This window comes from Blastococcus sp. LR1, from assembly GCF_020166105.1.
Taxonomy (GTDB): Bacteria; Actinomycetota; Actinomycetes; order Mycobacteriales; family Geodermatophilaceae; genus Blastococcus.
The window spans coordinates 606,375-619,676 of sequence record NZ_JAIUJY010000001.1; the positions used below are offsets into that span (position 1 = coordinate 606,375).

Sequence of the window (13,302 nt, forward strand, 5' to 3'; positions counted from 1 at the left end):
CCCGGTGCGCTGGTATCTTGGCAGACCGGTCCTGTCGCGCGGTCGTACGCAGCGCCCGGACGCATTGTCAGAACCATTCCCTCCAGACTTTCGAGGCTCACGCGTGGCGAACATCAAGTCCCAGCTCAAGCGGATCAAGACCAACGAGAAGGCGCGTCAGCGCAACGTTGCCGTCAAGTCCGCCCTGAAGACGGCCGTCCGTCGCGTCCGCACGGCCGCCGAGTCCGGTGACGCTGCCGCTGCCGCCGCCGCTCTGGCGACCGCCAACAAGCAGCTGGACAAGGCCGCCAGCAAGGGCGTCATCCACAAGAACCAGGCTGCCAACCGCAAGTCGGGCCTGACGAAGCTCACCTCCGGCCTCTGAGCCTGCGGTCGCGCTCCGGCGCAGACCGAACGAGCCCCTGTCCCTTCCGGGACGGGGGCTCGTCGCATTCCCAGGCTTCCCCGCTCCGCGGCGGGCTCTCCGGCTCAGCGGCGAGCCGGCATCCGTCCACGGCCGGTCTCGGTGCGGATCGTGACGATCGTGCGGACCGCGCGCTCCAGGGCGTAGTCGGCGCTGGCCGCGGCGCCCTTCACGTCGGCGTTGAGGTCCGCGGCGACGCCGAGCGCCAGCTGCAGGCCCTCGATGCTCCAGCCACGCGCCTGCGCCTGGGCCTTCTTCACCTTCCACGGCGGCATCTTCAGCGTTCGGGCGAGATCACCGATGCTGGTGGAGCTCAGCGAGGCCACCCGTGCGGCGGTGCGCACGCCGTCGGCGATCGCGTCGGCGATGAGCACGTGGGCGACGCCCCGCTCCAGGGCCCAGCGCAGCATCTCGATCGAGCCGGCCCGATCGCCGGTCAGCACCCGCTCGGCGACGGTGAAGCCGGTGACCTCGGCCTGGCCGCGGTGGAAGCGGGCGACGTCGTCGGCGTCGATGTTGCCGCCGAAGTCGCTCACCAGCTGGCTGGCCGCCGCCGACAGCCCGCGGAGGTCGGCGCCGATCGCGTCGACGAGCGCCGTCACCGCGTCCGGGGCGATGCGCCCACCGAAGGTGCGCACCTCGTTGCGGACGAAGGCGATCCGGTCGCCGACGGAGCTGATCTTGGGGCACTCGTCGACCGCGGCCCCGGCTGACTTGAACGCCTTGACCAGGGCCTCGTTGCGCTTTCCGCCGGAGTGGACGATGACCAGCGTGAGCTCGGGGTCGGGGTCCTTGGTGTAGGAGATCAGCGAGTCGGCCAGCGCGCTCGCGGCCTCGTTCGCCCCGGTGACGACGACCATCCGGTGCCCGCCGAACAGCGAGGGCGCCAGGACGTCGGCCAGCTGACCGACCGGCAGACCCATGGCCGCCAGCTCGTGCACCTCCGCGTCGGGGTGGCGCCCGAGGACGGCGGCGCGGACGGCGCTCACGGCACGGGCCCGGAGCAGCTCCTCCTCGCCGATGACGACGCGCAGCCGGGAGGTCGGCTCGACCGGTGACGCAGGCACCTCCGCATGGTGTCACGCGCCGCTGACGTTCCCGGCCGGGCGGCGGACCGCGGACGGCGACGCCCCAGTCCCCCGCCTCCCCCACCACAGCGAGGTCACCCTCGCGGTCGGTGCGGTGCACCTGCATCCCTTCCTCGGCGAGCCCGTCGAGCAGTCGCGGCGCGGGGTGGCCGTAGGTGTTGTCCGCACCGACGGACACGAGCGCGACGCTCGCTCCGGTGGCCGCCAGGAACTCGGGATCGACGTCGCCGCTGCCGTGGTGCGGCACCTTGAGGACGTCGGCCCGCAGGTCGACGCCGTCGCGCAGCAACCGCGCTTCCGCCTCGGCGCCCAGGTCGCCCGTCAGCAGGAGCCGGAGGCCGCGGAAGGTCACGCGCACGACCAGCGACAGGTCGTTCCCCTCGGCCGCAGCCGTCGCGCGGCGCGGCGAGGGTGCCAGCACCTCCAGCACCGCTCCCCCGGCCACGCGACGGTCGCCGGGCACGAGGACCTCGCGCGTACCGCCCGCCTGGCGGACGAGCTCGTCGACAGGCCGGCTGCGGTCGTCCGCCGGAGGGAGGACGCCGGTCGCCACCGCGCCCACCTCCCGGCCGGCCAGCGCCCCCGCGAGTCCGCCCACGTGGTCGGCGTCCAGGTGCGAGAGCAGCACCAGCGGCAGGTCGTCGATCCCCAACCGGTCCAGGCAGGCGTCGACCGGGCCCACCTCGGGTCCGGCGTCGACGAGCACCCCGGCACCGTCCCCGAGCGGCAGCACCAGGGCGTCACCCTGACCCACGTCGCAGGCCACCAGCACGGTTCCGGCGACCGGCCAGCCGTCCAGCGGCTGCCGGAGCGGCCAGCCCACGACTCCCAGCCCGACGAGGGCGGCCAGCGCCAGCGGGCGCAGCCGGGAGAAGCGCCAGAGCGCCCAGCCCATGATCGCCACGAGCGCGGCGAGGAGCACCGCACCCCGCACTCCCCCGGGCCAGCCGGCCACAGCGTCCGGCATCGCGGAGGCCCGCTCGGCCACCAGCACGATCCAGCGCACCGACCAGCCGGCGAGCCATACCAGGACGTCGCCCAGCACCGGCACGACGGCGGCGGTTCCCGCGGCGAGCAGCCCGAGGACCGTGGCCGGCGCGACGGCCGGCGCCGCCAGCAGGTTCGCGGGCAGGGACACCAGGCTGACCGTGCCGTTCAGACCGGCGATCAACGGCGCCGTCGCCAGCCCCGCGGCGGCGCTCACGGCCACCGCGTCGGCCGGCCATGACGGCCAGCCCCGCCGGCGCAGCCGCCGCGCCCAGCCGGGGGCGAGGAGCACGATCGAGGCGGTGGCGGCGACGGAGAGCGCGAAGCCGGCATCGCGGGCGAGCGAAGGGTCGGCCAGCAGCAGCACCGTGACCGCGGCGGCCAGCGCCGGGAGCGCTGCCCGTGACCGGCCGGAGGCGAGCGCCAGCAGGGTCACCGCGCCCATGGCCGCGGCACGCACGACGCTGGCGCTCGGGCCGGCGAGCAGGACGAACGCCGCCAGGGCGCCGAAGCCGACGGCCGCCTGCACCCGCCGATCGACCGCCCGCCGTCGCAGGGGCCAGAGCACCCCGGCGATCACGATGGCGACGTTCGCCCCGGAGACCGCGGTCAGGTGGGACAGGCCCGCCCGCCGGAACTCCTCGTCGAGGACCGGATCCATGGCGCTGGTGTCGCCGACCACCAGGCCGGGGAGCAGCCCTCCGGGGCGGTCGTCGAGCACGCGCGCCGACGCCTCGGCCAGCGCTTCGCGGACTTCCGCCGCCACCCGCTGCTCCGGCGGCGGCGCCTGCACCACCTCAGGCGGTCCACGGGCCGACAGCACCGCGGCGACGTCGTCCCCGGGTCGAGGCGGCGCGGTCCCTGCCCGCGCCCGCACCTCCTGTCCCGGCAGCAGGCCCGCCCATCCGTCCGCGGGCGCGAACACGATGACCGGAACTCCCGGCCCGTGCTCGGGAGAGACGATCTCCGCGTCGAGCACGACCCGGGGCTCCCCCGCTCCACGCACGAGGTGCGGGGTGCCGGTGACGGCCAGCCAGGTCTGGACCGTCGTCCGGGCCGTCGCGAGATCGGTGAGCGGCGCGGCTTCGCGCTCGGCTACCCGGATCGCGCCGGTGCCCGCGGCCGCGACGACCGCGGCGAGCACCGTGATGACGACCGGCGCCCGGGCCCAGGACGACCTGCCGACCGCGAACGCCGACACCGCAGCACAGCCGGCTCCGATCCCCAGCACCCGCGCGTCGAGGTACGGCGCGGCCAGCCCGAGCGCCCACACGGTCGCCGCGACCGGCCACAGCCGCAGGTCGAGCCACTGCCACCGGGAGTCGGGCAGCTCGTCGGGCTCGTCCGCCCTCACACGGCCACCAGCTCGGCCAGCTCGGCCGCGATCGCCGGTCCGATGCCCGGGACGTCGTCGAGCTGCTCGACGCTGCGGAAGGGGCCCTGCTCGGTGCGGTGGTCGACGATCCGCTGGGCCAGCACGGACCCGATGCCGGGCAGGGCGTCCAGCTCGGCGACCCCCGCGGTGTTGAGGTTCACCCGCCCGCTCCCCGGCGGCGTCGAGCCCCCGGGGGCGGCCGCCCCTCCGGGACTCGGCAGCCCGACCGCGATCTGCTCGCCGTCGTTGACGGGGGCGGCGAGGTTCACCGACGCGGCGTCGGCTCCCGGCAGCAGTCCACCGGCCGCCGCCAGGGCGTCCGCGACCCGGGCGCCGGTGGGCAGGGTGACCAGGCCCGGCCGCGCGACCTGGCCCACCACCGACGCGACCACGGTCGGGGACGTCTCGGCCGCCTCGCCGACGGGCGTTGTCGACGGAGCCGGCGCTACCGCGGGGACGTCGGCGGCCGGCTCCACGACCGGGCGGTCCAGCCACGTCCAGCCCAGCAGCAGGGCCACCGCCAGCAGGGCAGCCACCCACAGCGCCCGGGCTCCGCGCCGACCGGTGTCCCAGCGGGCCGCCGTTCCGGGCGCCCGGTGCCGCCCCAGTCCGGGCGGCAGGCTCTCGTCCTCGTCCGCGTCGGCGAGCGGCTCCGGTGCCTCGACGTACGGGGCGGGCGCGAGGTCGTCGTCCGGCAGCCATCCACCCGGCAGCTCCGCCTCGCGCGCCAGGAGCAGCCGCAGACGGGCACGGATCAGGTCCGCGTCGTCGTCGCGGCGGAGTGGGAGGCGCACCCGGCCGACGCTAGGGAGACGGCGGCACCCGGAACGGGTCCCGGAGCGATCTGTGGACGCCGCCGCCCGCTGTGGACGACACCGCCCCTCAGTCCGTCTCGGCGGTGCTCTCGGTGGTGTCCTCGGCCGGCAGCGAGACGACGACGCCGACCGCACCCGGCCCGACGTGCGCACCGATGGCCGCTCCGAGCTCGCTGACGTGCAACTCCCGCACCGAGGGGACCTTCGAGCGCAGCTCACTGACCAGGCGCTCGGCGCGGTCGGCGGCCGCGAGGTGGTGCACCGCGATCGACACCTCCCGGTCCCCGGCGTACTCGACCACGTGCTGCACCAGCCGGTGCAGCGCCCGCGCGGAGGTGCGCACCTTCTCCAGCGGCACGACCCGTCCGTCCACGACGTGCAGCACCGGCTTCACCGCGAGCGCGGAGCCGAGGATCGCCGCCGCCGAACCGATCCGGCCACCGCGGCGCAGGTGCTCGAGGGTGTCGACGACGAAGAGCGTGCGGGTGCGGTCCACGGCCTCGCGGGCGATCCGGTCGACGGTGTCCCGGTCCGCGCCGTCGGCCGCCGCACGGGCGGCCTCGAGCACGGCGAAACCGGTGGCCATGGCGGTCGACCGCGAGTCGACGACGGAGACGATGTGCTCCCCCACCTGGGAGGCGGCCACGCGGGCGGCGTCCCAGGTGCCGGAGAGCTCCGAGGACAGGTGGATCGACACGAGCCGGTCGGCACCGGCGTCCAGTGCCGCGCGGTAGGCGGCCACGAAGTCGCCCGGCGTGGGCCGCGACGTCGAGACCTTCTGCCCCCTTGTGGAAAGGGCCTTCGCGACGTCCGCGGAGGTGATGTCCTCGCCCTCGCGACCCGACCGACCCGAGAGCACGACGTAGAGCGGGACGACGTGGATGCCGTAGGCCTCCACCAGCTCGCGGGGAAGGTAGGCCGCCGAATCGGTGAGCACGGCGACGGACACCCGGCGAGGCTAGCCGGGGCGGACACCGGATCGGGAACGGTGCCCCGATCGGAGGAGCTGTGGCGACTCAGCCGACCGCGTCGGCGTCCTGGACCGGACGGCGGGGAGCGACGCCCTCCGGGAGGGGCCCGGCGGAGGAGTTGTGCCGCAGCAGCCGCCAGCGGCCGCTCTGGCGGGCCAGCTCGCTCCACGCGCAGTTGCCGAGGGGGCCGAACACCCGGCGGTGCTCGGGGCCGAGCTCCAGCAGGCGCTCGATCAGCCGGCCGCTCGTACCTCCGTGGGTCACCACGACGGCGACGTCGACCGGCGGCAGCTCGGCCAGTGCGGCCAGCACCCGCTGGGCCACCGCCGCCGTCTCCTCGCCGCCGCGCCCGCGGACGGACCGACCGGCCATCCAGTCGGCGTACTGCTCGGGGTGCCGTTCGGCGATCTCGTCGCGGGTCAGGCCCTCCCAGGACCCCATCCCGTGCTCGCGCAGCCGCTCGTCCAGCCGCAGCTCCACGCCCATCAGGTCGGTGAGCAGGCGGGCGGTGTCCGCGGCGCGCACGAGGTCGCTGGAGACCACGACGACGTCCTGCCCGTCGAGACCGGCGAGCAGGTGCGGTGCGGCGTGCGCGGCCTGGGCGCGGCCGACGTCGTCCAGCGGCGGGTCCAGCTGCCCCTGGAAGCGGCCGGCCGCGTTCCACTCGGTCCGCCCGTGCCGCCAGACGACCAGCCGGCCGATCGGCAGCTCGGGCAGGGCCGCCGCGGTCACTGGCCGGCCGTCTCCGCGACCGGGGCGGATGCCTCTGCCGGAGCGGCCGGGGCGGGCTGCGCCGCGTCCACGAACGGAATGGTCGGGCAGTCCTTCCAGAGCCGCTCGAGGGCGTAGTAGGCCCGCTCCTCGGCGTGCTGCACGTGCACGACGACGTCCACGAAGTCCAGCAGCACCCAGCGCGCCTCGGCGACGCCCTCGCGGCGCACCGGCTTCACCCCGTGCTCGCGGAGCTTCTCCTCGACCTCGTCGACGATGGCCTGCACCTGCCGCTCGTTGGGCGCGGATGCGAGCACGAAGGCGTCGGTGATGGCGAGTCGCTCGCTGACGTCGACGATGGCGACGTCGGTGGCGAGCTTGTCCGCAGCCGCCTGAGCGGCGACGAGCGCGGTTTCCCGGGCTTCGGCCGAGGCGGTCATCGGGGTACCTCCTGGAGGTGAGATGTCGGTGATGGGTCAGCGCCGGCGCCGGGAGAGGTGTTCCCGGGCGCGTCCGGCGATCGGCGGTCGTAGGTGGGGCGGTCGCCCCGGGGACGCCCGTCGGCGGCCGTCTGGCGGCGGAGCGGCTGGCGGTAGAGGCCGCGCTTCTCGATGTACTGCACGACGCCGTCGGGCACGAGGTACCAGACCGGCATCCCGCGATCGACCCGCGCGCGGCAGTCGCTCGAGCTGATGGCGAGCGCGGGGATCTCGACCAGGCTCACCCGGCCCTCGGGCAGGTGTGCGTCCGCCAGCGTGTAACCGGGGCGGGTCACCCCGACGAAGTGCGCCAGCTCGAAGCACCGGGCGCCGTCGCGCCAGGTCATGATCTGGGCCAGCGCGTCGGCGCCGGTGATGAAGAACAGCTCGTCGTCGGGACGCTGCGCGTGCAGGTCGGTGAGCGTGTCGAAGGTGTAGGTCGGGCCCCCGCGGTCGATGTCGACCCGGCTCACCGAGAACCGCGGGTTGGACGCGGTCGCGATGACCGTCATCAGGTAGCGGTCCTCCGCGGGGCTGACCTTCTGGTCGCTCTTCTGCCACGGCTCACCGGTGGGAACGAAGATCACCTCGTCGAGCCCGAAGAGCCCGGCCACCTCGCTGGCGGCCACCAGGTGGCCGTGGTGGACGGGATCGAAGGTCCCACCCATCACACCGACTCGTCGCCCCGCCACCGAACGAGCGTATCCGGGGCTACCGGGGCCGGCCCCGTGAGGACCGGCCCCGGCCCCGCGAACCCGCCCGTCCCGGTCCTGGGACCGGGCCGGACGGACCCGCTGCGACCGGCTCCCCCGTGCAGCCGGTCGCGGTCCGGCCGCGACGTTGCGGTCAGCGGTGACGACTTGTCGACACCGCGTTGACAACGCGGCAGCGGCCTTTCGGTTACGCCGCCGTCTCGCACCCCGGGTGTGCCGCACGCCACGTCTGTCGACATGGCGGCACGTCGACCTGCGGACCTGCCGACGGATCGACCGCGAACCGGCTCAGAGGGTGGTCACGAACTCCGTCAGTTGCGCTGCATTGCGGCACTCGACCATGTCGATGACCTCGCCGTACCGGTCGGCAGCCGAGTCACCGCTCCCCCACAGCCGACGCGGCTCCGGATTCAGCCAGTGCGCCGAGCGGGCCCGGCGCACCAGGTCGGCGAGCACCGGGACGCCGGGCTGCCGGTAGTTCGTGCGCCCGTCGCCGAGCACGAGCAGCGAGGTCTTCGGGCCGATGGCCGACGCCCAGCGGTCGGCGAACACCTCGAAGGCGGTGCCGTAGTCGCTGTGCCCGTCGTAGGCCACGACCTGCGCCTCCCGGCCGATGCGGGCGATCGCGTCGGCGACGTCCACGCCCGGGTGGAAGAAGCGGGTCACCTCGTCGGTGGAGTCGACGAAGGCGAAGGCCCGGACGCCGCTGAAGTGCTCGCGTAGCGCCTGGGTGAGCATCAGCGTGAAGTGGCTGAACCCGGCGACCGAGCCGCTGATGTCGCAGAGCACGACCAGCTCGGGCTTGTGCACCTTCCGCGGCTTGTGGTGGGTCACGACCGGCACGCCGCCGGTGGCCAGCGAGGCCCGCACGGTCTTGCGGAAGTCCAGCCGGCCCTGGCGGCCCATCCGCCGCCGGGCCGAGAGCCGGACGGCGAGCCGCCGAGCGAGCGGGGTGACGGCGCGGCGCAGCTCGGCGAGGTCGGCGGCCTGGGCGCGGAGGAAGTCGACCTGGTCGGCGAGCGGCCGCACGGCGTTCTTCGCGACCCGGTCCCGCCCCTTCTCCGCCGCTGTCCGCCGGCGGACCTCCGCCTCGACCGCGGACTTGAACGCCGACACCCGGTCGCGCACCGTCTGCCGGGCGACCTGCTCGGCCAGCCCGCCGCGGTCGGCGTCGCCCAGCAGCCCGGCGAGCAGCTGCGCCACGAGGGTGTCCGGCGAGAGCGCCCGCAGCACCCGGTAGCTGAAGTAGGACTGCCCGGACGGCGTCGGCTGCCCCTGGCCGAGCTGGTCGACGGCGTCCCGGGCGAAGCGGCGCAGCTCCTCGGGGTCGCCCTCGGTCAGCAGCCGGAGCAGCTCGTCCCGCATGAGCTGGGCGAGAGCGGCGCCGTCGGGAACGTCGAGCGTGGACTCCCCGCCCTCGCCCGAGGCGTCGGCGTCGCCCTCGACGACCGGCCGGTCGCCGAGCGGCCACCACAGGTCGAACAGGACGTCGTAGCTCTGCCGCTGGGCGGCCCGCTGCAGCAGGACGGCGGCCAGCCCGTGGCGCAGCTGCTCGCGGTCGAGCAGGTCGACGACGGTGAGGATCTCGGCGGCGTCGACCGCCTGGCTGATCCCGACCGGGATCCCGGCCTCGCGCACCGCGCGCACGAACCCGTCGAGGTGCCCCGGGAGCCCACCGACCGCCGTGACCATCAGTTCAGCCCCGACATCAGTTCAGCCGCAGCTCGGCGGCGGCCCGGGTCTGGTCGCTGGCGTGCTTGAGGACCACGCCGAGCGTCGAGCTCATCGCCGACTCGTCCAGGGTGTCCAGGCCCAGCTCCAGCAGCGTCTGCGCCCAGTCGAGGGTCTCCGAGATCGACGGCGACTTCTTCAGCTCCAGGCCGCGCAGCGCGCGCACCGTGCGCACCAGCTGGTCGGCCAGGCCGGGCGCGAGGTCGGGCACCCGGGACAGCACGATCTCCCGCTCCCGCTCCGCCGACGGGTAGTCCAGCGACAGGTACAAGCAGCGCCGCTTGAGCGCCTCGGAGAGCTCGCGGGTCGCGTTGGAGGTGAGGACGACGATCGGCCGCCGGGTCGCGGTGATGGTGCCGAGCTCGGGGATCGTCACCTGGAAGTCCGAGAGCACCTCGAGCAGCAGGCCCTCGACCTCGACGTCGGCCTTGTCGGTCTCGTCGATGAGGAGCACCGTGGGCCCGGTGCGGCGGATGGCGGTGAGCAGCGGCCGGGAGAGCAGGAACTCCTCGCCGAAGATGTCGTCGTGGACGGTGTCCCAGTCCGCGCCGTCACCGGCCTGAGAGGCCTGGATGCGCAGCAGCTGCTTCTTGTAGTTCCACTCGTACAGCGCGCGGGCCTCGTCCAGGCCCTCGTAGCACTGGAGCCGGATCAGCTCCGAGCCGGTCGAGGCCGCGAGCGCCTTGGCCAGCTCCGTCTTCCCCGTGCCGGCCGGCCCCTCGACCAGCAGCGGCTTGCCCAGGCGGTCGGCGAGGAAGACCGTGGTCGAGATCTGCGCGTCGGGCAGGTAGCCGGCCGCGGACAGCCGCTTGCCGACGTCGGCGACCGAGGAGAAGTTCGGGGACTGCTGGCGGGACATGGAGCTCCTCGGATCGGTCAGCGGGTGTGGCCGTTGCCCGTGACGACGTAGGTGGTGGAGGTCAGTTCCGGCAGCCCGAGCGGGCCGCGGGCGTGCAGCTTCTGGGTGGAGATGCCGATCTCGGCACCGAATCCGAACTCACCGCCATCGGTGAACCGGGTGGAGGCGTTCACCATCACCGCGGCCGAGTCGACGCCGGCGGTGAACGCGGCGATCGCGGCAGCCGAGTCGGCGACGATCGCCTCGGTGTGCCCGGTGCTCCACCGCGCGATGTGCTCCAGGGCCTGCGGCAGGTCGTCCACCACCCGCACGGCCATGTCCATCGACAGGTACTCGGTGGCCCAGTCCTCGTCGGTCGCCGGGGCGACGGCGTCGTGGGCCGCCCGGGAGGCGTCGTCGCCGTGCAGGTCGACGCCGGAGCCGGACAGCGCCGCGAGGAGACGGGGCAGGTGCGGGTAGTCGCGGTGCACCAGCAGCGTCTCGGCGCTGTTGCAGACGCTCACCCGGTGGGTCTTGGAGTTGAGCACGACCGCCTCGGCGATGGAGGGGTCGGCGGAGGCATCGACGTAGACGTGCACGTTCCCCTCGCCGGTCTCGATGACCGGCACCCGCGACTCCCGCACGACCCGCTGGATCAGCGAGGCGCCGCCGCGCGGGATCACCACGTCGACCAGGCCGCGGGCGTTCAGCAGCTCGCCCACCGACGCGCGGTCGGCCGGCAGCAGCTCGACGAAGCCGGCCGGCAGCCCCGCCTTCTCCCCCGCCTCGGTGAGGACGGCGACCAGCGCGGTGTTGGTGCCGAACGCCGACGCCGAGCCGCGCAGCAGTGCGGCGTTGCCGCTCTTCAGGCAGAGCCCGGCGGCGTCGACGGTCACGTTCGGGCGGGCCTCGTAGACGATGCCGACGACGCCGAGGGGCACGCGGACCTGCTTCAGCTCGAGCCCGTTGAGCAGCCGCGACCCGCGGACGACGTCGCCGACCGGGTCGGGCAGCGCGATCAGCTGGCGCAGTGCGTCGGCCACGCCCGCGATCCGGTCGGCGTCGAGGCGCAGCCGGTCCAGCACCGAGTCAGGAGTGCCCGCGGCGGCCGCGGCGTCGACGTCGGCGGTGTTCGCGGCGAGGATCTCCTCGGTCCGCTCGACGAGCGCCTCGGCCATCGCCGTCAGCGCGGCGTCCTTGGCGTCGGTCGGCAAGGTGCGGAGCACCCGGGCGGCGGCCTTGGCGCGCAGCGCGGCGGCACCGATCAACGGCAGCTCAGCGGCGTCGGTCACACCACGAGCCTACGCGGGCACCCCCTCTTTCCCCGGCCCGCCGGGGCCGTGGAGGTGACACGCCCGTCGTATGTGAGAATGATTCCCATGAGCACGCACGCCGCACGCTGGACAGCCGCCCTCACCCTCTCCGCCACCGCGCTCCTCGCAGCCGGATGCGGGAGCGACGGGGACGACGGCGCTGCCGACGGCGAGCTGACAGTCGTGGCGGGCTTCTACCCGCTGGAGTGGGCGGCCGCCCGGGTCGGCGGCGAGCGCGTCTCCGTGTCGTCCCTGACCCCGGCCGGCGCCGAGGCGCACGACCTGGAGCTCGCGCCGCGCGACGTCGCGGCGGTCGGCGAGGCGGACCTGCTGGTCTACCTGGAGGGCTTCCAGCCCGCCCTCGACGAGGCCGCCACGTCCGAGGCCGGCGACTCAGCCTGGGACGCCGGCCAGGCGGCCGACCTCATCGAGGGCGAGCACGACCACGGGCACGAGGAGCACGAGGGCGAGGAGCACGAGGGCGAGGAGCACGAGGGCGAGGAGCACGAGGGCGAGGAGCACGCCGAGGAGGAGCACGACCACGGCGACGAGGCGGTCGATCCGCACTTCTGGCTCGACCCCATCCGCCTGGCCGCCGTCGGCGACGCGCTGGCCGAGCGCCTCGCCGAGCTCGACCCGGACGGCGCCTCGACCTACGAGGAGAACGCGGCCGCGCTCCGGGCGGATCTCTCGGCGCTCGACGGCGAGATGACCGCGGGCCTGGCCGGCTGCACGGTGGACACCCTGGTCACCAGCCACGACGCCTTCGGCTACCTCGGCGAGCGCTACGGTCTGGACGTGGTCGGGATCAGCGGGCTGAGCCCGTCGCAGGAGCCCAGCGCCGCCGGGCTGGCCGAGATCACGAACCTGGTGCAGGAGCGCGGGATCACCACCGTCTACACCGAGACCCTGGTCGACCCGGCCGTCGCCGAGACCGTCGCGGAGGAGGCCGGCGTCCGGACCGCCGTGCTCGACCCGATCGAGGGGCTGACCGACGAGTCGCAGGGCGAGGACTATCTGCAGGTGATGCGCGCGAACCTCGCCACCCTGCAGGAAGGCCAGAGCTGTTCATGACCCCTAGCTCTTCCGACGCCGTCCGGCTGCGGGACGCGCACATCGGCTACGACGACGTCGCAGTCGTCGCGGGCGTGGACCTCACGGTCCGGCACGGCGAGGCGCTCGCGGTCCTCGGGTCCAACGGGTCGGGCAAGACGACGCTCGCCCGGGGAATGCTGGGCCTGGCCACCGTCCTCGGCGGCGACGTCGAGCTCCTCGGCGCACCCGTCGGCCGGCTGCGCGACCGCGGCCGGGTCGGCTACGTGCCGCAGCGGCACACGGTCAGCGGCGCCGTCCCCGCGACGGTCCGCGAGGTCGTGTCCGTGGGACGCCTGGCCCGGCTGGGCCTGTTCCGCCGACTGCGGGCCGCCGACCGCGTGGCCGTGGGCGAAGCGGTCGCCGCCGTCGGGCTGGCCGACCGCATGGAGGAGCCGGTCGCGTCGCTCTCCGGCGGTCAGCAGCGCCGCGTCCTGGTGGCGCGTGCGCTGGCCGCCCAGCCCGAGCTGCTGATCATGGACGAGCCGACCGCCGGCGTGGACGCCGCGAGCCAGGACGCCCTGGCCGAGGTGCTCGGCCGCGTGTCGGCAGCCGGCACCACACTGCTCGTGGTCACCCACGAGACCGGTCCGCTGGCCTCCGTGCTGACCCGCGCCGTCGTCGTCGACCAGGGCCGGATCAGCTACGACGGACCGCTCGCCGGAGCCGAGACCGGGCACGGCGACCACCACTGTGGACCGGAGGACGACGGCGCCCGCGCCGGGTACCGCATGGACCAGCCCACGGTCAGCGCCCGTTCGGCACGATCGCTCGGAGGTCGCTGAC

General features: G+C 74.7%; 12 protein-coding genes and 1 pseudogene. 3 read left to right on the forward strand and 10 right to left on the reverse strand.

The window, feature by feature from the left end:
* Nucleotides 1-103 precede the first annotated feature (103 nt).
* Complete coding sequence (gene rpsT / locus LBW97_RS02980) at nucleotides 104-364, forward strand: 30S ribosomal protein S20 (RefSeq protein ID WP_224497913.1); 261 nt, start codon at nucleotides 104-106, stop codon at nucleotides 362-364.
* Between the two features lie 104 nt (nucleotides 365-468).
* On the opposite strand, the gene holA is transcribed toward rpsT, so the two are convergent.
* The 10 genes and pseudogenes from holA to LBW97_RS03030 form a co-directional block, all read right to left on the reverse strand.
* Entirely contained in the window at nucleotides 469-1,470 is a 1,002-nt protein-coding gene (gene holA / locus LBW97_RS02985; protein WP_224497914.1) for a DNA polymerase III subunit delta, read from the reverse strand.
* Nucleotides 1,471-1,780: 310 nt separating this feature from the next.
* Nucleotides 1,781-3,139: pseudogene (locus tag LBW97_RS19755) on the reverse strand (ComEC/Rec2 family competence protein); the annotation flags it as partial.
* Nucleotides 3,140-3,828: 689 nt separating this feature from the next.
* Nucleotides 3,829-4,647 (reverse strand): ComEA family DNA-binding protein, encoded by an 819-nt coding sequence (locus LBW97_RS02995; RefSeq protein WP_224497915.1) that lies wholly within the window; start codon nucleotides 4,645-4,647, stop codon nucleotides 3,829-3,831.
* An 88-nt stretch (nucleotides 4,648-4,735) separates the two neighbouring features.
* Entirely contained in the window at nucleotides 4,736-5,617 is an 882-nt protein-coding gene (locus LBW97_RS03000; protein ID WP_224497916.1) for a DegV family protein, read from the reverse strand.
* Nucleotides 5,618-5,684: 67 nt separating this feature from the next.
* Entirely contained in the window at nucleotides 5,685-6,371 is a 687-nt protein-coding gene (locus LBW97_RS03005; RefSeq protein WP_224497917.1) for a histidine phosphatase family protein, read from the reverse strand.
* Nucleotides 6,368-6,790 (reverse strand): ribosome silencing factor, encoded by a 423-nt coding sequence (rsfS, locus tag LBW97_RS03010; RefSeq protein WP_224497918.1) that lies wholly within the window; start codon nucleotides 6,788-6,790, stop codon nucleotides 6,368-6,370. Before rsfS ends, LBW97_RS03005 begins: the two co-directional genes overlap by 4 nt.
* On the reverse strand, nucleotides 6,787-7,521 hold the full coding sequence (gene nadD / locus LBW97_RS03015) for a nicotinate-nucleotide adenylyltransferase (RefSeq protein ID WP_224497919.1): 735 nt from the start codon (nucleotides 7,519-7,521) through the stop codon (nucleotides 6,787-6,789). Before nadD ends, rsfS begins: the two co-directional genes overlap by 4 nt.
* A gap of 309 nt (nucleotides 7,522-7,830) precedes the next feature.
* A complete protein-coding gene (locus tag LBW97_RS03020; RefSeq protein ID WP_224497920.1) occupies nucleotides 7,831-9,234 on the reverse strand; it encodes a VWA domain-containing protein in 1,404 nt (467 codons plus the stop codon).
* Between the two features lie 16 nt (nucleotides 9,235-9,250).
* Entirely contained in the window at nucleotides 9,251-10,132 is an 882-nt protein-coding gene (locus LBW97_RS03025) for a MoxR family ATPase (RefSeq protein ID WP_224497921.1), read from the reverse strand.
* Between the two features lie 17 nt (nucleotides 10,133-10,149).
* Nucleotides 10,150-11,403 (reverse strand): glutamate-5-semialdehyde dehydrogenase, encoded by a 1,254-nt coding sequence (locus LBW97_RS03030; protein ID WP_224497922.1) that lies wholly within the window; start codon nucleotides 11,401-11,403, stop codon nucleotides 10,150-10,152.
* Nucleotides 11,404-11,490: 87 nt separating this feature from the next.
* Here LBW97_RS03030 and LBW97_RS03035 point away from each other — a divergent pair, with 87 nt between their 5' ends.
* Both LBW97_RS03035 and LBW97_RS03040 read left to right on the forward strand, forming a co-directional pair.
* Nucleotides 11,491-12,498, forward strand: coding sequence for a metal ABC transporter substrate-binding protein (locus tag LBW97_RS03035; protein WP_224497923.1), 1,008 nt, complete (start codon nucleotides 11,491-11,493; stop codon nucleotides 12,496-12,498).
* On the forward strand, nucleotides 12,495-13,301 hold the full coding sequence (locus tag LBW97_RS03040; RefSeq protein ID WP_224497924.1) for a metal ABC transporter ATP-binding protein: 807 nt from the start codon (nucleotides 12,495-12,497) through the stop codon (nucleotides 13,299-13,301). Before LBW97_RS03035 ends, LBW97_RS03040 begins: the two co-directional genes overlap by 4 nt.
* The last annotated feature ends 1 nt before the right edge of the window (nucleotide 13,302 follow it).